General features: G+C 59.3%; 20 protein-coding genes. 17 read left to right on the top strand and 3 right to left on the bottom strand.

The window, feature by feature from the left end; genetic code table 11:
• Positions 1-37 precede the first annotated feature (37 nt).
• The 6 genes from ABH912_RS12420 (at position 38) to ABH912_RS12395 (ending at position 5,883) form a co-directional block, all read left to right on the top strand.
• A complete protein-coding gene (locus ABH912_RS12420) occupies positions 38-517 on the top strand; it encodes a GNAT family N-acetyltransferase (RefSeq protein WP_033057004.1) in 480 nt (159 codons plus the stop codon).
• Positions 518-709: 192 nt separating this feature from the next.
• Complete coding sequence (locus ABH912_RS12415; RefSeq protein ID WP_429510795.1) at positions 710-1,702, top strand: 2-dehydro-3-deoxygalactonokinase; 993 nt, start codon at positions 710-712, stop codon at positions 1,700-1,702.
• Between the two features lie 19 nt (positions 1,703-1,721).
• Positions 1,722-2,342 (top strand): 2-dehydro-3-deoxy-6-phosphogalactonate aldolase, encoded by a 621-nt coding sequence (locus ABH912_RS12410; protein ID WP_123364819.1) that lies wholly within the window; start codon positions 1,722-1,724, stop codon positions 2,340-2,342.
• Between the two features lie 46 nt (positions 2,343-2,388).
• Complete coding sequence (gene dgoD / locus ABH912_RS12405) at positions 2,389-3,537, top strand: galactonate dehydratase (RefSeq protein ID WP_008152275.1); 1,149 nt, start codon at positions 2,389-2,391, stop codon at positions 3,535-3,537.
• Between the two features lie 171 nt (positions 3,538-3,708).
• On the top strand, positions 3,709-5,019 hold the full coding sequence (locus ABH912_RS12400; protein WP_033056994.1) for an MFS transporter: 1,311 nt from the start codon (positions 3,709-3,711) through the stop codon (positions 5,017-5,019).
• A 60-nt stretch (positions 5,020-5,079) separates the two neighbouring features.
• On the top strand, positions 5,080-5,883 hold the full coding sequence (locus ABH912_RS12395; protein ID WP_008152270.1) for an IclR family transcriptional regulator: 804 nt from the start codon (positions 5,080-5,082) through the stop codon (positions 5,881-5,883).
• On the opposite strand, the gene ABH912_RS12390 is transcribed toward ABH912_RS12395, so the two are convergent.
• A complete protein-coding gene (locus tag ABH912_RS12390; protein ID WP_033056996.1) occupies positions 5,884-6,936 on the bottom strand; it encodes an NAD(P)-dependent alcohol dehydrogenase in 1,053 nt (350 codons plus the stop codon).
• Between the two features lie 190 nt (positions 6,937-7,126).
• Here ABH912_RS12390 and ABH912_RS12385 point away from each other — a divergent pair, with 190 nt between their 5' ends.
• Positions 7,127-8,017, top strand: coding sequence for an AraC family transcriptional regulator (locus ABH912_RS12385; RefSeq protein WP_429510794.1), 891 nt, complete (start codon positions 7,127-7,129; stop codon positions 8,015-8,017).
• Between the two features lie 198 nt (positions 8,018-8,215).
• On the opposite strand, the gene ABH912_RS12380 is transcribed toward ABH912_RS12385, so the two are convergent.
• Positions 8,216-9,880: an electron transfer flavoprotein-ubiquinone oxidoreductase gene (locus tag ABH912_RS12380; RefSeq protein WP_046056117.1), complete on the bottom strand. Its 1,665-nt coding sequence runs from the start codon at positions 9,878-9,880 to the stop codon at positions 8,216-8,218.
• Positions 9,881-10,429: 549 nt separating this feature from the next.
• On the opposite strand from ABH912_RS12380, the gene ABH912_RS12375 reads away from it, so the two are divergent.
• From ABH912_RS12375 to ABH912_RS12330, 10 genes are all read left to right on the top strand, one after another.
• Complete coding sequence (locus ABH912_RS12375) at positions 10,430-11,179, top strand: electron transfer flavoprotein subunit beta/FixA family protein (protein WP_033057000.1); 750 nt, start codon at positions 10,430-10,432, stop codon at positions 11,177-11,179.
• A complete protein-coding gene (locus ABH912_RS12370; RefSeq protein WP_415773734.1) occupies positions 11,180-12,109 on the top strand; it encodes an electron transfer flavoprotein subunit alpha/FixB family protein in 930 nt (309 codons plus the stop codon). It begins immediately after the preceding gene.
• 81 nt (positions 12,110-12,190) lie between these two features.
• On the top strand, positions 12,191-13,027 hold the full coding sequence (locus ABH912_RS12365; RefSeq protein WP_429510793.1) for a substrate-binding periplasmic protein: 837 nt from the start codon (positions 12,191-12,193) through the stop codon (positions 13,025-13,027).
• A gap of 9 nt (positions 13,028-13,036) precedes the next feature.
• On the top strand, positions 13,037-13,393 hold the full coding sequence (locus ABH912_RS12360; RefSeq protein WP_033055263.1) for a DUF4398 domain-containing protein: 357 nt from the start codon (positions 13,037-13,039) through the stop codon (positions 13,391-13,393).
• Complete coding sequence (locus tag ABH912_RS12355) at positions 13,390-14,202, top strand: OmpA family protein (protein ID WP_033055264.1); 813 nt, start codon at positions 13,390-13,392, stop codon at positions 14,200-14,202. The genes ABH912_RS12360 and ABH912_RS12355 overlap by 4 nt, the downstream gene beginning before the upstream one ends.
• 201 nt (positions 14,203-14,403) lie before the next feature.
• Positions 14,404-15,843 (top strand): PLP-dependent aminotransferase family protein, encoded by a 1,440-nt coding sequence (locus tag ABH912_RS12350; RefSeq protein ID WP_008146981.1) that lies wholly within the window; start codon positions 14,404-14,406, stop codon positions 15,841-15,843.
• A gap of 88 nt (positions 15,844-15,931) precedes the next feature.
• A complete protein-coding gene (locus tag ABH912_RS12345; protein ID WP_033055265.1) occupies positions 15,932-16,399 on the top strand; it encodes a hypothetical protein in 468 nt (155 codons plus the stop codon).
• A gap of 163 nt (positions 16,400-16,562) precedes the next feature.
• On the top strand, positions 16,563-16,817 hold the full coding sequence (locus tag ABH912_RS12340; RefSeq protein WP_033055267.1) for a YkgJ family cysteine cluster protein: 255 nt from the start codon (positions 16,563-16,565) through the stop codon (positions 16,815-16,817).
• 41 nt (positions 16,818-16,858) lie between these two features.
• Entirely contained in the window at positions 16,859-17,464 is a 606-nt protein-coding gene (locus ABH912_RS12335; RefSeq protein ID WP_033055268.1) for an START domain-containing protein, read from the top strand.
• 1,031 nt (positions 17,465-18,495) lie between these two features.
• Positions 18,496-20,589: an LTA synthase family protein gene (locus tag ABH912_RS12330; protein WP_033055269.1), complete on the top strand. Its 2,094-nt coding sequence runs from the start codon at positions 18,496-18,498 to the stop codon at positions 20,587-20,589.
• A gap of 60 nt (positions 20,590-20,649) precedes the next feature.
• Here ABH912_RS12330 and ABH912_RS12325 read toward each other — a convergent pair whose 3' ends face one another.
• Entirely contained in the window at positions 20,650-20,808 is a 159-nt protein-coding gene (locus ABH912_RS12325) for a DUF3309 family protein (protein ID WP_174602692.1), read from the bottom strand.
• Positions 20,809-20,956: the final 148 nt, after the last annotated feature.

Genomic DNA, 20,956 nt, shown 5'->3' with positions numbered 1-20,956 from the left:
TAGTATGGCGTTTTCCTCTTTTGACGAAGGCACGTCCATGACGATCGAGATCCGCCCGGCGACCCCGAGCGATGCACCGCAAATCCTCGGGTTCATCACCGAACTGGCCGACTACGAACGTGCCCGCCACGAAGTCATCGCTAGTGTCGCCGACATCGAGCGCAGCCTGTTCAGCGAAGGCGCCACCGCTCACGGGCTGATCTGCCTACGCGATGGCTCGCCAATTGGCTTTGCGGTGTTTTTCTTCAGTTATTCCACGTGGCTGGGCAGCAACTGCCTGTACCTCGAAGACCTCTACATCACCCCCGAACAACGTGGCGGCGGGGCGGGTAAAACCTTGCTGCGCCACCTGGCGAAAATCGCCTGCGCCAATGATTGCGGTCGATTTGAGTGGAGCGTGCTGGAGTGGAATAAACCGGCGATCGAATTCTACAAATCGTTGGGCGCGCAGCCGCAGGAAGAGTGGGTGCGGTATCGGATGGACGGGGCGGTGTTGCGGGAGTTTGCCGAGGGCTAGATCGCAACCGGCGTCTATTGAAGATCGCAGCCTTCGGCAGCTCCTACACCTATCCGTAGGAGCTGCCGAAGGCTGCGATCTTTTTTTGGTTTCATCTCAATATATGGGATTGATATTTATATATTGAGATTTTGTTGCGTCCGGGTTTATAGTCCAGCTCACTCACTGCCAATAAACAAAACAGGTGAAGCGATGCTGGCGCAATTGATCGCGCTCGATTGGGGGACAACCTCATTACGTGCTTACAAACTCACCACGGGTGGCCAGGTGCTCGAACAGCGTTCGCTGTCGTCGGGGATCATGCAGCTGCCCGGTACGCCGCGAATGATCGCGGGTCAGGAATGTACCGACGGTTTTGAACTGGCCTTCGATGAGGCCTGCGGTGACTGGCTCGACGCGCAGCCCGATTTGCCGGTGATTGCTTGCGGTATGGTCGGCAGCGCACAAGGCTGGCGTGAAGCGGCCTACTGCGATACGCCGGCGAACGTCGCCAATCTCGGAACCTCCCTACAAACGGTTCGCAGTCTTCGCGGTGTCGATGTGCACATCGTGCCGGGCGTGATTCAGCGGTCTCGCTTGCCAAACGTGATGCGCGGCGAAGAAACCCAAGTGCTCGGCGTCCTGCAGAATCTGCCGGCCGAGGCGGGTGGCGATCTGTTGATCGGCCTGCCGGGCAGTCATTCGAAATGGGTGGAAGTGGCTGACGGCTGCATCGTGCGGTTCGATACCTTCATGACCGGCGAAGTCTTCGCCGTGCTCAGCGAACACAGCATTCTGGGGCGCACCCAGCAAAAGGGCGCGTCCTTCGATGGCCACGCCTTCGATCGTGGTGTGCAGGTGGCCCTGTCGGCGGATGGCGAGATCGGCCCGCTGTCGACATTGTTCAGTGCCCGCAGCCTCGGGTTGACGGGCGAACTCAGCGCCACTGCCCAGCCGGATTACTTGTCCGGTCTGTTGATCGGCCATGAACTGTCAGCGTTGGCGAGTGTTCAGCGCCGCCGACGCAACAGCGTTCATCTGCCTTCGATCATCCTCATCGGCAACGCCCAACTCTGTGCCCGCTACAGCCGGGCGCTCGACGCCTGTGGTTTTGCCCGGGTGACCCTGGCCGAACAAGCCACCGAGCGCGGCTTGTGGCAACTGGCGGTTGCCGCCGGACTGATCGCACCCAACCCATCCCGTTAAACCTGACTGGAGGTCTGACATGCTCAAGCAAGCATTGGCGCAAAACGGTCTGATCGCGATTTTGCGTGGCCTGCGCCCGCAAGAAGCGGCAGCCATCGGCGAAGTCCTTTATGCCGCCGGATTTCGCGTCATCGAAGTGCCGCTCAATTCCCCTGAACCGTACGAAAGTATCCGCATCCTGCGCAGTACCTTGCCCGCCGATTGCCTGATCGGCGCCGGCACGGTGTTGACGCCGGAGCAGGTCGAGCAAGTGAAAGCGGCGGGCGGTCAGGTGATCGTCATGCCACACAGCGATGCCAAGGTGTTGCGCGCAGCGAAAGCGGCGGGGCTGTTCCTGTCGCCGGGTGTGGCCACACCGACTGAAGCCTTTGCTGCATTGGCCGAAGGGGCGGACGTACTGAAGATGTTCCCGGCCGAGCAGATGGGCCCGGCAGTCGTCAAAGCCTGGCTCGCGGTGCTGCCTGCGGGAACGATTCTGGCGCCGGTCGGCGGGATCACACCGGACAACATGCAGGTGTTTATCGACGCGGGCGTCAAAGGTTTCGGCCTCGGTTCCGGGTTATTCAAACCGGGGATGACGCCAGAGGAAGTGGCCGTAAACGCCAAGGCGTATGTCGCTGCCTGGAAAGCCCTTCGCTAAGACTTTTTGGCGCTGCGAGCGCTACATCTATAAGAGAGACAATGAGATGAAAATCACCAAACTGACCACCTTCATCGTTCCGCCGCGCTGGTGCTTCCTCAAGGTCGAAACCGACGAGGGCGTGACGGGCTGGGGCGAACCTGTGGTCGAAGGTCGTGCCCACACGGTGGCGGCTGCCGTTGAAGAATTGTCCGACTACCTGATCGGCAAAGACCCACGCAACATTGAAGACATCTGGACCGTGCTTTACCGCGGCGGCTTCTACCGGGGCGGCGCAATCCACATGAGCGCGTTGGCCGGTATCGATCAAGCGTTGTGGGACATCAAGGGCAAAGCCCTGGGGGTGTCGGTCAGCGATCTGCTGGGCGGGCAGGTGCGAGACAAGATTCGTGTCTATTCGTGGATCGGCGGCGACCGGCCGGCAGACACCGCTCGCGCCGCGAAAGAGGCCGTCGAGCGTGGTTTCACTGCGGTGAAAATGAACGGCACCGAAGAACTGCAATTCCTCGATTCCTTCGAAAAAGTCGACCTGGCCTTGGCCAACGTCGCCGCCGTGCGCGATGCGGTGGGGCCGAACGTCGGCATCGGCGTGGACTTCCATGGCCGGGTGCACAAGCCTATGGCCAAGGTGCTGATGAAGGAACTTGATCCGTACAAACTGATGTTCATCGAAGAGCCAGTACTCAGCGAAAACTACGAAGCGCTGAAAGAATTGGCGCCGCTGACCAGCACCCCGATTGCCCTCGGTGAGCGGCTGTTCTCGCGCTGGGATTTCAAGCGTGTGCTCAGCGAAGGCTACGTCGACATCATCCAGCCGGACGCGTCTCACGCCGGCGGTATCACCGAAACCCGCAAGATCGCCAACATGGCCGAAGCCTACGACGTGGCGCTGGCGCTGCACTGCCCGCTGGGCCCGATTGCACTGGCGGCGTGTTTGCAGCTGGATGCGGTTTGCTACAACGCGTTCATCCAGGAACAGAGCCTGGGCATTCATTACAACGAGAGCAATGACCTGCTGGATTACGTCAAGGATCCGCGGGTGTTCGACTACGACAAAGGCTTCGTGAAAATCCCGAATGGCCCGGGCCTGGGGATCGAGATCAACGAGGAATACGTGATCGAACGCGCGGCCGTCGGCCACCGCTGGCGCAACCCGATCTGGCGCCATGCCGATGGCAGTTTTGCCGAGTGGTGATCGATCTCTGATCTACCACAAGTCCCTGTGGGAGCGGGCTTGCCCGCGATAGCGTCCTGTCAGTCACATCAATACCGAATGTGCCGCCGCCATCGCGGGCAAGCCCGCTCCCACAGGGTGCAGCGCAAGCCTTCAAATCGACCTCAATAAACATAAGAAGAGGCATTCCCCATGCAACCGCAAACCCTCGCAGGGCAGGCGTCGTTGGTGACGCCCAGTCGCAAGCGTTTTTTCATCATGGTGCTGCTGTTTATCACCGTGGTGATCAACTACCTGGACCGCAGCAACCTGTCCATCGCCGCTCCGGCACTCACCAGCGAACTGGGCATCGACCCGATCCACGTCGGACTGATTTTCTCGGCATTCGGCTGGACCTACGCCGCCATGCAAATCCCCGGCGGCTGGTTGGTGGATCGCGTTCCGCCGCGCATCCTTTACAGCGTCGCGTTGCTGCTATGGTCGATCGCCACTGTCATGCTCGGCTTCGCGGCTAGCTTCATCGCACTGTTCGTATTGCGCATGGCAGTCGGTGCACTGGAAGCGCCGGCGTATCCGATCAACAGCCGTGTGGTCACCACCTGGTTCCCCGAGCGCGAACGCGCTACCGCCATTGGTTTCTACACGTCCGGGCAGTTCGTCGGACTGGCGTTCCTGACACCGGTATTGGCTTGGCTGCAACATCAATATGGCTGGCACATGGTGTTTGTCAGCACCGGTGCGGTGGGCATTCTCTGGGCGGTGATCTGGTACGCGGTGTATCGCGAGCCACGGGATTTCAAAGGCGCCAATGACGCCGAAATCGACCTGATCCGCGAGGGCGGCGGGCTGGTGGATATCCAGGCTGAACAAGCCAAAGTCAAAGCCAAATTCAGCTGGACCGACCTCGGCATCGTGCTGACCAAACGCAAGTTGTGGGGCATCTATCTCGGCCAGTTCTGCCTCAACTCGACGTTGTGGTTTTTTCTGACGTGGTTCCCGACCTACCTGGTGAAATATCGCGGCATGGACTTCATCAAGTCCGGCCTGTTGGCGTCGCTGCCGTTTCTCGCCGCCTTCGTCGGTGTGCTTTGTTCGGGGTTTTTCTCCGACTGGCTGATCCGCCGCGGCTACACCGTAGGTTTCGCCCGCAAGTTACCGATCATTGGCGGCCTGCTGATTTCCACTTCGATTATCGGCGCCAACTTCGTCGAGTCGACACCGCTGGTGATTGCCTTCCTCGCGTTGGCGTTCTTCGGTAACGGGCTGGCTTCGATCACCTGGTCGCTGGTTTCAACGTTGGCCCCGGCACGATTGCTCGGGTTGACCGGTGGGGTGTTCAACTTCATCGGCAACCTGTCGGCGATTACCACGCCGATCGTCATCGGTTTCCTCGCTACCGGTGATTCGTTCGCCCCGGCGATCACCTATATCTCGGTTCTGGCGTTGATTGGCGCGCTTTCCTACATCTTGCTGGTCGGCAAAGTCGAGCGTATCAAGTTGTAGTTGCGGCATGCGGGCGACCATAATGCCGCCCGTTCACTCGCTCAACGGTAAAGGCTGGATATGCAGGAAGACGCCCCAAAAATCGCCAAGGACGCTGCCCCGACCGGCACCCAGACACTGCTTCGTGGTTTGGGTGTGGTTCAGGCCGTGGCCAGTGGTGCCCGCGATCTCAAGGAGATCGCCCGGCTGATCGGCACCACGCGCAGCACCACTCATCGACTGGCCAGTTGCCTGGTGGACGAGCGTTATCTGCGCGTGGTGCCGCAAGTCGGCTATCTGTTGGGGCCGAAGTTGATCGAGCTGGGCTTCCAGGCGCGTGAAGAATTGCCGCTGGTCACATTGGCCGGGCCGTATCTGGATGAGTTGTCGGCGTTGACCGGCGACACCATTCACCTGGCGATTCGCGAAGGCGACGAGGTGCTGTACCTGCACAAGAATCCGGGGCGCAATGGCCCGGAAATGCGTTCGCGGGTTGGCCATCGCATGCCATTGGCGCGCACCGGGATCGGCAAGGCGCTGATGCTCGATGACACGCAGGAAGAATGGCAGCGGCTGTACGAAGTCAGCTTGCCGGCGGGTGGGAAAAATCAGTTCTGGCCGCAGCACCCGGAGCAGTCCTGGGAGCAGTTTCAGCAGCGTATGGTGGAGTATGTGGCAGGCGGTTATGCCTTCGATCTGGAAGACAACGAACCGTCGATCCGCTGTGTAGCGGCGCCGATCCGCGATGCCAGCAAACGCATCGTTGCCGGCATCAGCATCGCCAGCACTGTGCCGTACATGCCGCTGGAGAAAATGGCCGAGCTGATTCCCCTGATCAAAGGGGTCACAGCCCGGCTGTCGGCGGAGCTTGGCGCGAAGGTCTGATTAGACTTTCAGCGTCGCCATATCAATCACAAAGCGGTACTTCACATCACCGGCGATCATGCGGGCGTAAGCCTCGTTGATCTGGCGGATGTCGAGCATTTCGATGTCACAGGTGATGTTGTGCTCGGCACAGAAATCCAGCACTTCCTGGGTTTCGGCGATGCCGCCGATCAGCGAGCCGGCCAGCACACGGCGGCCCAATACCAGTTTGGCAGCGTGGACCGGTGGATCGATCGGTTCAATCAAGCCCACCAGAATGTGCACGCCGTCGAAACGTAGCGTATCGAGGTAGGGATTGAGGTCGTGCTGCACCGGAATGGTGTCCAGCAGGAAGTCGAAATGTCCTGCCGCAGCCTTCATCTGTTCGGCATCGGTGGACACGATCACGTGGTCCGCACCCTGGCGACGACCTTCTTCAGCCTTGCTCGCCGAGCGAGTGAACAGCGTCACTTCGGCGCCCATCGCTTTGGCGAACTTGATGCCCATGTGGCCGAGGCCGCCCATGCCGAGAATTCCGACCTTATCGCCCGCCTTCACGCCGTAGTGCTTGAGCGGCGAGTAGGTGGTGATGCCGGCACACAGGATCGGCGCGGCGCTGGCCGGGTCGAGTTTTTCCGGGATGCGCACCACGAAATGTTCGCTGACCACGATGCTGTCGGAATAGCCGCCCATGGTGTTGCTGCCATCGACGCGGTCCGGGGTGGCGTAAGTCATGGTCGGACCTTCGAGGCAGTATTGCTCGAGGTTCGACTGGCAGGCTTCGCAACTGCGGCAGGAATCAACCATGCAGCCGACACCGACCAGATCGCCGATTTTATGCTTGGTGACATTCGCACCGACGGCGGTAACTTTGCCTACGATCTCGTGGCCGGGCATCAGTGGGTAAACGGCAATGCCCCACTCGTTGCGTGCCTGATGGATGTCGGAATGGCAGACGCCGCAGTAGAGAATGTCGATTGCAACGTCGTCAGCCCGTGGGCTGCGGCGCTCGAATTTCACGGGGGCGAGGGGAGTGGTGGCCGACTGGGCGGCGTATCCGATGGCGGTGTACATGATGAACCTCGCAAAAGCTGTGACGGGTGAGGTGGCGCATTCTGGGCGCCGCACCGGCCATCGGCCATGGCGATTCCTCCGGGTGTCATGCCTAATCCTCCGGCATCAGCCTTCAATGGGTCGCATTGGTCATCAGACCTGCGATGATGCTTTCATCCCTGTTTCCGCGACTTTTTTGTGAAGAGCTCTCATGTTGTTGACCCGTCATCTGGATGCCAATGCCACGCTGGTTTCGCTGATTCAGCCTTTGACTAATCGCGACGGTTTCGCGCCCACGGCGTTGCCGGGTGTGCAGGTTTTGCGGGCCAGTTGCGATGTGGCCCGTGGCCCTCAGATTTACGAGCCGAGCCTGGTCATCATCGCCCAGGGCAGCAAACTGGCGTATCTGGGGCCGCGTACACTGGAATACGGCGCCGGGCATTATTTGATTCAGGCATTGCCGGTGCCGTTCGAGTGCGAGACGTTTTCAGCACCCGATGGCCCGATGCTGGGCGTTTCCATCGCCATTGACCGGGTGTTGCTCGGTGAGTTGGTCTTGGCCATGGGGCTGGCGCCCGGGCGTAGTATTGCGGCGCAAACGCCAGCGTCCATGACCTCGGCGGTGCTCGACGATGCGATGCGTGGTTGTGTTGAACGGCTGCTGCGTTGCCTGCACGATCCGCTGGAATGCCAGGTGATGGGGCAGGCGCGATTGCGCGAGTTGTTGTTCGTCGCCTTGCGCGGGCCGCAAGCCGATGTGCTGCGGGCGCTGGTCGAGCAACAGGGGCAGTTCGCCCGGATCGCGGCGTCGCTCAGCCATCTGCATGCGCATTACACCGAGCCGCTGAACGTCGAAACCCTGGCAAGTTGCGCGAACATGAGTGCGTCGACGTTTCACGAGCATTTCAAACGCAGCACCTTGTTGTCGCCGGTGCAGTATTTGAAGCGTTTGCGTTTGCTCAGGGCCCAGCAGTTATTGCTGGGCGAGGGATTGGGCGTGGCGCAGGTGGCGCATCGGGTCGGGTATCAAAGTACGTCGCAGTTCAGTCGCGAGTACAAGCGCTACTTCGAGCGTAATCCCGGGGATGAACGCGCGGCCTGAGTTGGCAATGAGGCCCCTGTAGGAGTGAGCCTGCTCGCGATTGCGGTAGGTCAGTCGACATCTATTCTGGATGACACACCGCAATCGTCGGAACGCCGCCCGGAGCCGGCTCACTCCTACAGGGGGATTGTGGTGTGGCTTAAATGGCAGGCAACAAAAAGGCCCCCGTTCGGGAGCCTTGATGTTCAGCCGTTCGACTTACATGTTCGGGTAAGTCGGGCCGCCAGAGCCTTCCGGCGCTACCCAGGTGATGTTCTGTGCAGGGTCCTTGATGTCGCAGGTCTTGCAGTGAACGCAGTTCTGGGCGTTGATCTGGAAGCGCTTCTCGCCGTCTTCCTTGGTCACCACTTCGTACACGCCGGCCGGGCAGTAACGCTGGGCAGGCTCATCGTAGAGCGGCAGGTTCTTGGCGATCGGGATGCTCGCGTCGGCCAGCTTCAGATGGCATGGCTGTTCTTCTTCATGGTTGGTACCGGAGATGAACACCGAGCTGAGTTTGTCGAAGCTGATCTTGCCGTCCGGTTTCGGGTAGTCGATCTTCTTGCAGTCGGCCGCAAGCTTGAGGCAAGCGTAATCCGGCTTGGTGTCGTGCAAGGTGAACGGCAGTTTGCCGCCGAAGATGTTCTGGTCGAGCCAGTTGAAACCGCCACCGACGATGGCGCCGAACTTGTGGATCGCCGGGCCGAAGTTGCGGCTGGCGAACAGTTCGTCGTAGAGCCAGCTCTTCTTGAACGCGTCGACGTAAGTGGTCAGCTCTTCGGTGCCGTCTTTCTCGGCGAACAGCGCCTCGGCCACGGATTCAGCGGCGAGCATGCCGGACTTCATGGCGGTGTGGCTGCCTTTGATCTTGGCGAAGTTCAGGGTGCCGAGGTCGCAACCGATCAGCGCGCCGCCCTTGAAGACCATTTTCGGCAGCGAGTTCAGGCCGCCTTTGCAGATGGCGCGAGCGCCGTAGCTGATGCGCTTGCCGCCTTCCAGGTACTGCTTGAGCACCGGGTGATGCTTGAGGCGCTGGAACTCGTCGAACGGCGACAGGTAAGTGTTGCTGTAGGACAGGTCAACGATCAGACCGACTACAACCTGGTTGTTTTCCAGGTGATAGAGGAACGAGCCACCGGTGTTCTCGGTGCCCATGATGTCCAGCGGCCAGCCGGCGGTGTGGACCACCAGGCCGGGTTGATGCTTGGCCGGGTCGATTTCCCAGATTTCTTTCAGGCCGATGCCGTAGTGCTGGGCGTCGGCATCGCTGTCGAGGTTGAAGCGCTTGATCAGTTGCTTGCCGATGTGGCCACGGCAACCTTCGGCGAACAGCGTGTACTTGCCACGCAGTTCCATGCCCGGGGTGTAAAGGCCTTCTTTTGGGTGACCTTCGCGGTCAACGCCCAGATCGCCGGTGATGATCCCGCGAACCACGCCGTTCTCGTCGAACAGCGCTTCCTGAGCGGCGAAGCCCGGGTAGATTTCCACGCCCAGGTTCTCGGCCTGCTGGGCCAGCCAGCGGCACAGGTTGCCCAGGGAGATGATGTAGTTGCCTTCGTTGTGCATGGTCTTGGGCACAAAGAGGTCGGGAATCTTCTGCGCGCTGTCGGCGTTCTTGAGAACGAAGATGTCATCGCGGGTGACCGGCGTGTTCAGCGGGGCGCCGAGTTCTTTCCAGTCCGGGAACAATTCGTTCAGGGCGCGTGGTTCGAACACGGCGCCGGACAGGATGTGAGCACCGACTTCGGAGCCTTTTTCGACCACGCAGACGCTGATTTCCTTACCGGCTTCGGCGGCCTTCTGCTTCAATCGGCAGGCGGCGGAAAGACCAGCGGGGCCGGCACCGACGATGACCACGTCGAATTCCATGTATTCGCGTTCCACAGGTTATCTCCTACTCAAGGCTCAACAGTTTTTTTTCTAATTGGAGGTTTGGTGTCGCATCCATGAATTCCTGCGCAATGCAGGAAGAGGACAATCGATGAGCCACCTTTCTCTCTAAGGTGGCGCATTATATCTACACCACTCCTAGCGTCCAATACAAACGTTTGTTTGAATCGGCTCAAAGCCAGAGAAATCAAAGTCACGCGGCTTATGACTGGCCATTTTGCCGTATTGACCGGAATAGGCGTTGCGGTCAAGATACGGTCGGTTTTGCGCTCGCCGTAGGCTGACTGTTGGTATCAAGAGCACCTCTAAAGACAGGGCGATGGCAGTACAAGGTGATGCGCAGTGCAGATTCTGGCGCGCAGTTTACACGCCGCGATAATGAATGACTCGTCAGTCACCACTGACGAACGGTCATCTTCATCGTGAGCGCTTGTCACTTGACACCTTTGCCAGCGTTTTTAGAGGTGCCCTTGCGCCGATGAGCATCAAACCGCCAGGTTCGCCTAGGCGACTTTCTTTTCACCGGAGAGTAACGAGGAATCCATGAAGGTTCTTGTAGCTGTCAAACGCGTTGTGGATTACAACGTCAAGGTTCGCGTCAAGGCGGACAATTCCGGCGTCGACCTCGCCAACGTCAAGATGTCGATGAACCCGTTCTGCGAAATCGCAGTGGAAGAAGCCGTACGCCTGAAAGAGAAAGGTGTTGCGACTGAAATCGTCGTCGTCTCCATCGGCCCGTCCACCGCTCAAGAGCAACTGCGCACCGCGCTGGCTCTGGGTGCCGACCGCGCCATCCTCGTCGAATCCGCTGAAGACCTGACTTCGCTGGCCGTTGCCAAGCTGCTCAAGGCTGTTGTCGACAAGGAACAGCCTCAGCTGGTGATCCTTGGCAAACAAGCCATCGACAGCGACAACAACCAGACTGGCCAGATGCTCGCGGCATTGAGCGGCTACGGTCAGGGCACGTTCGCGTCCAAAGTCGACATCAGTGGCGACAGCGTTGCCGTGACTCGCGAAGTCGACGGCGGCGCGCAGACAGTTTCCCTGAAACTGCCGGCCATCGTCACCACCGACCTGCGTTTGAACGAGCCGCGCTACGCGTCCCTGCCGAACATCATGAAAGCCAAGAAGAAGCCTCTCGAAGTGCTGACTCCGGACGCTTTGGGCGTTTCCACCGCCTCCACCAACAAGACCGTGAAAGTCGAAGCGCCAGCTGCACGCAGCGCGGGTATCAAGGTCAAGTCGGTGGCTGAACTGGTCGAGAAACTGAAAAACGAAGCGAAGGTAATCTAAATGACTATCTTGGTTATTGCTGAACACGACAACAAAGTGCTGGCCCCGGCCACGCTGAACACCGTGGCTGCCGCCGTTAAAATCGGTGGTGACATCCACGTTCTGGTTGCAGGTCAGGGCGCTGGCGCCGTGGCTGAAGCCGCTGCGAAAATCGCTGGCGTGGCGAAAGTGCTGGTGGCCGACAACGCTGCCTACACTCACCAACTGCCGGAAAACGTTGCTCCTCTGGTGGCCGAGTTGGGCAAGGGCTACAGCCACATCCTGGCTGCTGCCACTTCCAACGGCAAAAACATCCTGCCGCGCGTTGCCGCTCAGCTGGACGTTGACCAGATCTCCGAGATCATCTCGGTCGAAAGCGCTGACACGTTCAAGCGCCCGATCTACGCCGGTAACGCCATCGCCACCGTTCAATCGAACGCTGCGGTCAAAGTGATCACCGTGCGTGCCACCGGTTTCGACCCGGTTTCTGCTGAAGGTGGTTCGGCGGCTGTTGAAGCCGTTGCCGCTGCTCACGATGCGGGGATTTCCAGCTTCGTCGGCGAAGAACTGGCCAAGTCCGATCGTCCGGAACTGACCGCTGCCAAGATCGTTGTTTCGGGCGGGCGCGGCATGCAGAACGGCGACAACTTCAAACACCTGTACGCCCTGGCCGACAAGCTGGGCGCTGCCGTCGGTGCTTCCCGCGCCGCGGTCGACGCCGGTTTCGTACCCAACGACATGCAGGTCGGTCAGACCGGCAAGATCGTTGCTCCACAGCTGTACATCGCCGTCGGTATCTCCGGCGCGATCCAGCACCTGGCCGGCATGAAAGACTCCAAAGTGATCGTCGCGATCAACAAGGACGAAGAAGCGCCGATCTTCCAGGTGGCCGATTACGGCCTGGTGGCAGACCTGTTCGAAGCAATCCCTGAGTTCGAGAAGCTGGTCTAATCCAGCGGCCTGACTTATAAAGAGCCCGACCTTTTGGTCGGGCTTTTTTTTTGTTCCGGATTTGAGTGGGAGAGTATTGCCATGGATCTGCGCCGCGTTTACGGCTGGTCATTGCTGCTGGGTCTGACGGTGTTGCCGGCGCTGTCCGTCGCCGCGGGCAAGTGCGAACGCCTGGTGGTCACCGGCAGTCCGGACGCACCGCCGTACCTGTGGCAAGACCCGCAAAACCCCAAGCACCTGATCGGCGCCAGTGCAGATTTGTTGCAGCAGGTGGCGGGGGAGTTGGGGATCAAGGTTGAACTGCTTTACGCCGGCAAACGCTCTCAGGCCCTGGACGAAGTGCGCAGTGGGCGAATGGACATGCTGGCGGATGCGTCATTGACGGTCAGTCAACTGGAATCCCTGGATTACATTCATCCGCCGTTACTGGAAAACGATTACCTGGTCTGGACCCGAAAAGACTCGACGCTGGTCTACAACGAAGCGCAGGACCTTCACGGCCATCCCGGCGCATTGTCGGAAAAGTCTCGTATGACCCCGGCATTTGGCACGTTTGCCGAGCAGCAATTGACCCTAGCCCGTACGCCTAACCTGACCCAGGCCTTTCAGAAATTGCTGCTGGGTGAGGTGGAATTTGTCCTTGCCGGACGCTACTCGGGCATGGCGGCCGCGCAGACACTGAACCTGGCCAACGACCTGATCGCCCGTCCTCAACCGATCGACAAACCTGGCCTGTTCCTCGCGGTTTCCCACAACTCCGCCTGCAACGATCCGTGGTTGCGCGGACAGCTGGCCAAAAAGATGACAGAATTGCCCGCGTCCGGACTGACGGAAGCCGTGCTGCAACGCAATATCGAGCGCTGGAAGGCGCAGCTCTCACAACCGCAGCAACAACCTGTCAGTACCCCAAAACAGTAGGGATTTTTAGTGAGTATTCGACCTCTTTTCGCTGCCCTGGCCGTTCTGGCTCTGGCGGGTTGTGCAGCCGATCCGGCGCCGAATGAACAAATGCGCCTGACCGAACAGGCACTCGAGCAGGCCAAGGCCGTGGGCGCCACCTCCGCCGACGTGCCGGAAATGAAACTGGCCGAAGACAAGTTCAACCGCGCCAAGGGCAGCATGAACGACCAATCCTTCAAGAACGCGCGCATGCGGGCCGAGCAGGCCGAGCTGGACGCGCGTCTGGCCGAAGCCCGGGTTCTGACCCTCAAGAGCGAGGAGCAGTTGAACGTGCTTAATACCCGCATCACTCGCCTGCGCAAGCAACTGGGAGATGCCCAATGAGCCTCAAGACCAAAGCCCTGGGCGGTTTGATCCTGGCAGGCTGCGCCAGCCTCTATGGTTGTGCCGGTCAGCACAGCGAGGCCGCGTTGCAGCAGGCCAGTACTGACTTCCAGAAGGTCAAGGAAGATTCCAACGTGCTGCGAATCGCGCCCAAGGACGTGATTCGTGCCGGTGAGTCGCTGGCCCGCGCCGATCGTCTGTCCAGTTACTGGGGCAGTGGAACGGACGTGTTGCATTACGCTTACCTGAGTGAGCGCTATAGCGAAATCGCGCGCGAACACACCAACCAGGTGCTCAACGAAGAACGTGCGGCGAAGCTCGAACTGGAGCGTCAGCGCCTGCAACTGGCCCTGCGCGAATCCAAACTGCTCAGCGTGCAGCAGCAGGGCAAGTGGCTCGAAGAACAGATTGTCGCGTTGGCGACCACCCAGACCGACCGTGGTCTGGTGATGACCTTGGGCGACGTGTTGTTCGACACGGGCGAAGCGGAGTTGAAAAACTCGGCGAACCGCGTGGTGTTGAAGATCGTGCAGTTCCTGCAGCTCAACCCCAAGCGCGTGGTGCGCATCGAAGGCTACGCCGACAGTACCGGCGGCAAGCAGGAAAACCTCAAGCTGTCCCGTGACCGTGCGCAATCGGTGGCGGACGTGCTGATGGATTTGGGCATCGACGATAAACGCATCCAGGTCGAAGGCTACGGTGATGAATATCCGGTCGACGTGAACGCTTCCGAACGGGGACGTGCGCAGAACCGTCGGGTAGAAATTGTGTTCTCTGACGAAAAAGGCCAGCTCGGCGCTGCCCGCTAAGGGCTGCGTCACTGGAAAACCCGGCCTGCCCGTCAGCGCCGGGTTTTTTTACGCCTGCTAATCAACTCACAAAACAGTACAGTTTTTGCTGACACTGCGCTGTACGGTCGACTATTGTGGCAACTGTCCCAGTACACTTCTAAACTGTTCCGGTATTGTTTCACACAAGAATAAAATGCCCGTGAAATCGAGTGCTGCGTCATGACCAATCTCTTGCTCTACCAACGTATTGCTCAGCAACTGGCCGAAGACATCCGCCGTGGCGTCTATCAACCGGGGGAACGCGTGCCTTCGGTGCGCAAGATGAGCTCGCAGCTCAACGTCAGCCATGCGACGGTGTTGCAGGCTTACGCCAACCTCGAGGATCAGGGGTTGATCCGCGCCCGGCCGCAGTCGGGTTACTACGTGCACCAGACCCCGGCCCTGACCGCGCCGACACCGGACATCGCCCGGGTCGAGCGTCCTGGTCTGGTCACTCGCAGCAGCATCATCCAACAAGTCTTGGTCGAATCCCGCCGCGAGGGTGTGTTTCCCTTGGGCGCGGCGGTACCGAGCGTTGATTATCTGCCGGTGCGGGCGCTGCATCAGCAACTGGCCAAAGTCACCCGTTTCCATAGCCCGCGGGCGTTCAGTTACATGTTCAGCCCCGGTTTCGAACCGTTGCGCCGACAAGTGGCGATCCGCATGCGCGATGCCGGCGTGGTGGTCGATCCGTCGGAAGTGGTGATTACCCACGGCTGCGTCGATGCGTTGCAGATGTCCCTGCGAGTGCTGACTCGCCCGGGCGACCTGATCGCCGCCGAATCGCCGACCTACTACGGTTTGCTGCAACTGGCTGACTTGCTGGGCCTCAAGGTCATTGAGATCCCGAGCGATCCGGCCACCGGCATGAGCCTCGAAGCGTTGCAGCTGGCGGCCAACCAGTGGTCGATCAAGGCGCTGGTGCTGACCACTCGTCTGAGCAATCCATTGGGCGGCACCATGCCCGAAGAGCGGCAGAAGCAACTGCTGCGGCTGGCCTCGGATTTCGATATCCAGATTGTCGAAGATGATATCTACGGCGAACTGATGTTCGAGCAGGGTCGCACCAAATCACTGAAAGCCTACGATCGACTGGATCGGGTGATCTATTGCTCAAGCTTCTCCAAAACCTTGTCGCCGGGCGTGCGGATCGGCTGGATGATTGCCGGCAAGTACCAGCAGGAAATCCAGCGTTTGCAGACCTTCAGCACCCATTCGGCCTGCAGTGTCACGCAGATGGGTATTGCGGCCTACCTGGAGAACGGTGGTTACGACCGGCATTTGCGCTATATCCGTCAGGAGTACCGCAAGAACCTCAGCGCTTTCCAACTGGCGGTGCAGCAATACTTCCCGGAAGGCACGCAGATGACCCGGCCGACCGGCGGCTTCATTCTGTGGGTCAGCCTGCCGGGGCGGGTCAACACCCAGGAGCTGCATGTTCGTGCGTTGCAGCAGGGCATCAGCATCGCGCCGGGGCTTATTTTCAGTAACACCGAGCAGTTCAATCACTGCATTCGGTTGAACTGCGGCACGCCTTGGAACCGTGAAGCCGAGCGTGCGTTGATGACCCTGGGCATGCTCGCTACCCAGCTCTGTCAGGAGATGGTCGGGGGCTTTTGAGGGGGCGGGCAGGTTATTTCTGCCCGCGCTTGTCATGTCGCGTGCAACAGGCGAGCATATGGCTCCTGCCGTTTGTACCGTTGGGTCCATGAAGCCGATTTTTCCCGCTGTCTGGCTATCGATCTGCCTGCTGATGACCTTCCAGACAGAAGGCGTATTGGCGGCTTCCGTTCAAGAAAAACCGGCAGCCAGCGCCACCGCGAAAAAACCGGCACCGGTCAAGAAAGCCGCGCCGGTCAAAAACAAAGCGGCCAAGGTGAAAAAGCGACCGCCGATTGCCTCCAAGTCTAAATCCGCCAGTGAAATCGCGAAAACCAAGCTTCCTTCGGCCGACCTGGATTTGAGCCTGCCCCAAGACATGGCCGAGGAGCTGAAACCGCTCGGTACGGTAGCGTTGCCACGGCACGATGCAGTATTGCCGCAAATGTTTGGTGAGAAGGCGGGTCCGTTTCAGCTCAACGGGAGGTTGATCAGCAACGAAATGAAGTTGCAACTGCGCAACGAAGAGCGCCGTGAAGTCGAAGGCGCAGCGCTGGAATTCGAGTTCAAACGATAATTTCTTCCCGTCCGTGACCCGATGGCCAGACGCTTTGTCGGAGACTGGTCAGTCACGCTCCTTTAAGCGTAAAAACCCGGGTCCAGACAATTTTAAACAAGCGTTTTAGCGGTTACTCTGTGCCACGTCCTTTAACACATCGCCCTTCGAGGAGCTCGTCGTCATGAAATGCCGTGAAGGCTGTGGCGCCTGTTGCATTGCCCCTTCCATCAGTTCACCGATTCCCGGCATGCCCAATGGCAAGCCCGCCGGAGAACGTTGCGTACAACTCTCTGTCGATAACCTGTGCGGCATTTTCGGCAAACCGGAACGTCCTGCAGTGTGTTCGGCGTTCGAAGCCGACATCGAAGTCTGCGGAAACAGCAGTGACGAAGCGATCAAATTGCTGGGTTGGTGGGAGCAAATGACGGCGGCGTGATGTGTTCAACGAACGGATCTTCAACAATAAGGAATAAGATTATGGGTTCGCTGCATCGTATGGCTGTGTTGTGTGGTTTGACGGTAATGTTCGCCACCACGGCTGCTCACGCCGAAGACTGGAAAGTCGCCAAGGAACAGGACGGCATCAAGATCTCCTTGAGCGAGGTGGCCGGCTCAGATTACAAGGCCTACCGTGGTGTCACGCTGATGAAGACCACCGTGGCCAAACTGCGCGCATTGCAGGAAGACGTGCCAGGGGCCTGTGCCTGGATTCACGAATGCAAGACCCAGAAATTGCTCAAGCACGAAGGTGATCAGAGCTGGACCTACACCCAGTTCAATACTCCTTGGCCGGTTACTGAGCGTGATTCGGTGCTGCATGTGACCACCATCGAGGGTGCTGACGGCAGCTTGACCCGCAAGCTCGAAGGCGTACCGAAGTACCTTCCCGAAGAAAAAGGCTTCGTCCGGGTTACCAAGGTCGACGGTTTCTGGAAGTTCGTGCCCAAGGGCGATCAGATTGAAGTGACTTATCAGGTGCACACTGAGCCGGGCGGTAGCATTCCGTCGATGGTGGCCAACAAGTTTGTGGTCGATGCGCCGTTCAATACCTTGAAAGCCCTGAAAGAACGCGCCGAGAAGTAATCGCTCTTTTTGATAAAACGCCCTGACTTGTTTGGGGCGTTTTCTATTGGGTGGGGCGGATTATTTGATTGGGGGCATATCCGTTCCTGCGGTAATGGCCGCTTAGGGTTCCGCCCTTACGGCGGGTCACTTGGAAAAGCCCCAAGTAACCAAGGGCTCTTGCCCCTTTCGTTCGGTGCCTCGCCCAGGCTCGGCATGCCCTCGCTCCGGTCCTGCTCCGTGGGCCCGCCGCCATCGGCCATCCATGGCCGGGGGCGGCTAACCCGGCATCCATGCCGGGTTGCCCACTGCGCAGAACCTCCACTCGGCCTCTCGAGGCGGCGGTGCATCCAGATCAAAAGCTGCAGGCGAGCTAACGCTCGGCCTGTTGAGTGGTGAGGAGCAAAAGCTGTCCGCCGATCTGCTTTATGTGGGAGCGGGCTTGCTCGCGAAGCTGTTGATCTTGCCGTTGCTGTTGCTGTTGCTGTTGCTTTGCTTTGGCTTCAGATCTGCCGCCCCTTTCCCAGAGGCCGAACGCAGGCGTTGCGCAGGGGGCACCGCGGCAAGGATGCCGCGGTAGCCGCCCCCGGCCATGGATGGCCGATGGCGGCGGGCCCCCGGAGCAATGCCGGAGTGAGGGCATGCCGAGCCTGGGCGAGGCACCGAATGGCGGGGCAAGAGCCCTTGGTTACTTGGGGCTTTTCCAAGTGACCCGCCGTAAGGGCGGAACCCTAAGCGGCCGTTACCGCAGAAACGGATATGCCCCCGATCAAAGAGCAGCTATTACCGAAGAAACGGATATACCCCCGAACTAACGGGCATTCGGAGCTAGGAATTTTATTTTGTTTCCGAATATACGTTGCACGAAATTTTCACAAAGCCTCCAAGACAATTCGCCCGCGCCAACATGCGGACAGTAATCAATGGCAATGCCGCGAGTGATCGTGCAACATTTGCGCACCGCGCAAGCCCCGGGGCCGAGAACTGGCCAACAGAGGGCAAGGCGCCGCTGTATTTTTGAAACTTCAACTTCCAATGGGTCCTAAAACGACATGGCAAACCCGGACGCCCTGAGTCAGCAGCGAGCTTCTAGTCGCCTGCTGCAACCGACCGTCAAATCGCATCTGGCCTACACGCTGCTGTGTGCCCTGGTCATGATGGTCATGTTCAGCCTGCTGCGCGTTGCGCTGCTGGTATACAACCGCGAGATGATCCTCGACACCCCGGCCTCGACCTTTCTCGAAGCATTCGCCAACGGTCTGCGTTTCGACCTGCGCCTGGTGGTCTACCTCAGCATTCCATTGCTGCTGGCGCTGTTCAGCGCCCGGGCGATGGCCGCACGCGGATTCTTCCGGTTCTGGCTGACCATCGCCTCGAGCATCGCGCTGTTCCTGGGCCTGATGGAGATGGACTTCTACCGCGAGTTCCACCAGCGCCTCAACGGCCTGGTCTTCCAATATGTAAAGGAAGACCCGAAAACTGTGATGAGCATGCTCTGGTACGGTTTCCCGGTGGTTCGCTACCTGCTGGCCTGGGCCGTGGGCACGTTGATCCTGACCCTGGCGTTCAAAGGCGCCGACCGCGCCACCCGGCCTCGCGGTCCCTTCAGCGGCGGCAGCATCGGCACGCGCCAGATCGCCCCCTGGTATGCGCGCCTCACAGTGTTCGTCGTCTGCCTGCTGGTCTGCGTGGTCGCCGCTCGTGGCACCCTGCGTCAGGGCCCGCCGCTGCGTTGGGGTGACGTTTACACCACCAACTCGAACTTCGCCAACCAGTTGGGCCTCAACGGCACCTTGTCGCTGGTCGCCGCGGCCAAGAGCCGTATGTCCGAAGATCGCGACAACGTCTGGAAGGCCACGTTGCCACAGCCTGAAGCGCAGAAAATCGTGCGTGACATGCTGGTAATGGCAGACGACAAACTGGTGGATGCCGAAACTGCAGCCGTGCGTCGCGACTACACGCCGCCGGCCGACAAGACCCTGCCAATCAAGAACGTCGTCGTGATCCTGATGGAAAGCATGGCCGGTCACTCGGTGGGCGCCTTGGGCGCACCGGGCAACATCACGCCGTACCTCGACAAATTGTCGAAAGAAGGCCTGCTGTTCGACCGCTTCTTCTCCAACGGCACCCATACCCACCAGGGCATGTTCGCCACCATGGCCTGCTTCCCGAACCTGCCGGGTTTCGAATACCTGATGCAGACGCCGGAAGGCAGCCACAAGTTGTCCGGCCTGCCGCAATTGCTCAGTGCCCGTGACTATGGAGACGTGTACGTCTACAACGGCGACTTCGCCTGGGATAACCAGTCGGGTTTCTTCAGCAACCAGGGCATGACCAACTTCATTGGTCGTAACGACTTCGTGAACCCGGTGTTCTCCGATCCGACCTGGGGCGTGTCCGACCAGGACATGTTCGACCGTGGTCTGGTGGAGCTCAAGGCACGGGAAAACGGCAAGCCGTTCTATGCGCTGCTGCAAACCCTGTCCAACCACACGCCCTATGCCTTGCCGACACCATTGCCGGTTGAGCGCGTGACCGATCGCGGTAGTCTGAACGAGCATTTGACCGCCATGCGCTACGCAGACTGGGCGCTGGGCCAGTTCTTTGAAAAGGCCCGCAAGGAGCCGTATTTCAAGGAAACCCTGTTTGTGATCGTCGGCGACCACGGTTTTGGCAATGAGCGCCAGATCACCGAAATGGACCTGGGCCGCTTCAACGTGCCGATGCTGATGATCGCACCGGGCATCCAGGAAAAATTCGGCCAGCGTGACCATACCGTAGGCACTCAGATCGACATCGTGCCGACCATCATGGGCCGCATCGGTGGCGAAGTGCGTCATCAGTGCTGGGGCCGCGATTTGCTCAACCTGCCTGAAGGCGACACCGGTTTTGGCGTGATCAAGCCGTCGGGTAGCGAGCAGACCACCGCCATCATCACGGCTGATCAGATTCTGGTGCTGCCGAAGGAAAAGGAAATGGCGCCGAAGATGTACCAGTACGAACTGGGCGCAACACCTCACGCCGAGATCGTTCCGGATGCACCGCGTACCGCTGAGCTGAAACTCAAGCTCGAAGCCTTCCTGCAAACGGCGACCAAGAGCCTGATCGACAACACCGCCGGTGTGGTTGATGGCAAGCCGGACTAAGTCTTGATGCAATAAAAAAGAGGCCCTGAAAAGGGCCTCTTTTTTTTGCCTGTTAAACCTTTATATCTTGCCGAGCAACAGCAGGATCAACAGCACCACCAACACCACGCCGATGATACCCGACGGGCCATAACCCCAACTTCTGGAGTGCGGGAAGACCGGTAAACCACCTACCAGCAGGAGGATCAGAATAATGATTAGAATTGTGCCCATGTCTATTTCCTTGTTGGAAGTGTTCTTGAATTACCTGGCGTTTAACCGTCAGCCGGGCTGATATAAAACCGGGCTGCTTACAAAATCCGACTGTGGCAAATGAAAGAAAATTCCAAGTTTTTTTAATGTTTTTCGAAGAAAGGCTTATTTCGTT

The sequence above is a fragment of the Pseudomonas sp. BT76 TE3572 genome (assembly GCF_050435365.1).
GTDB lineage: Bacteria > Pseudomonadota > Gammaproteobacteria > Pseudomonadales > Pseudomonadaceae > Aquipseudomonas > Aquipseudomonas fluorescens_W.
The sequence above is the reverse complement of the archived record's forward strand: the minus strand, read 5'-3'. Positions and strand labels throughout refer to the sequence as shown.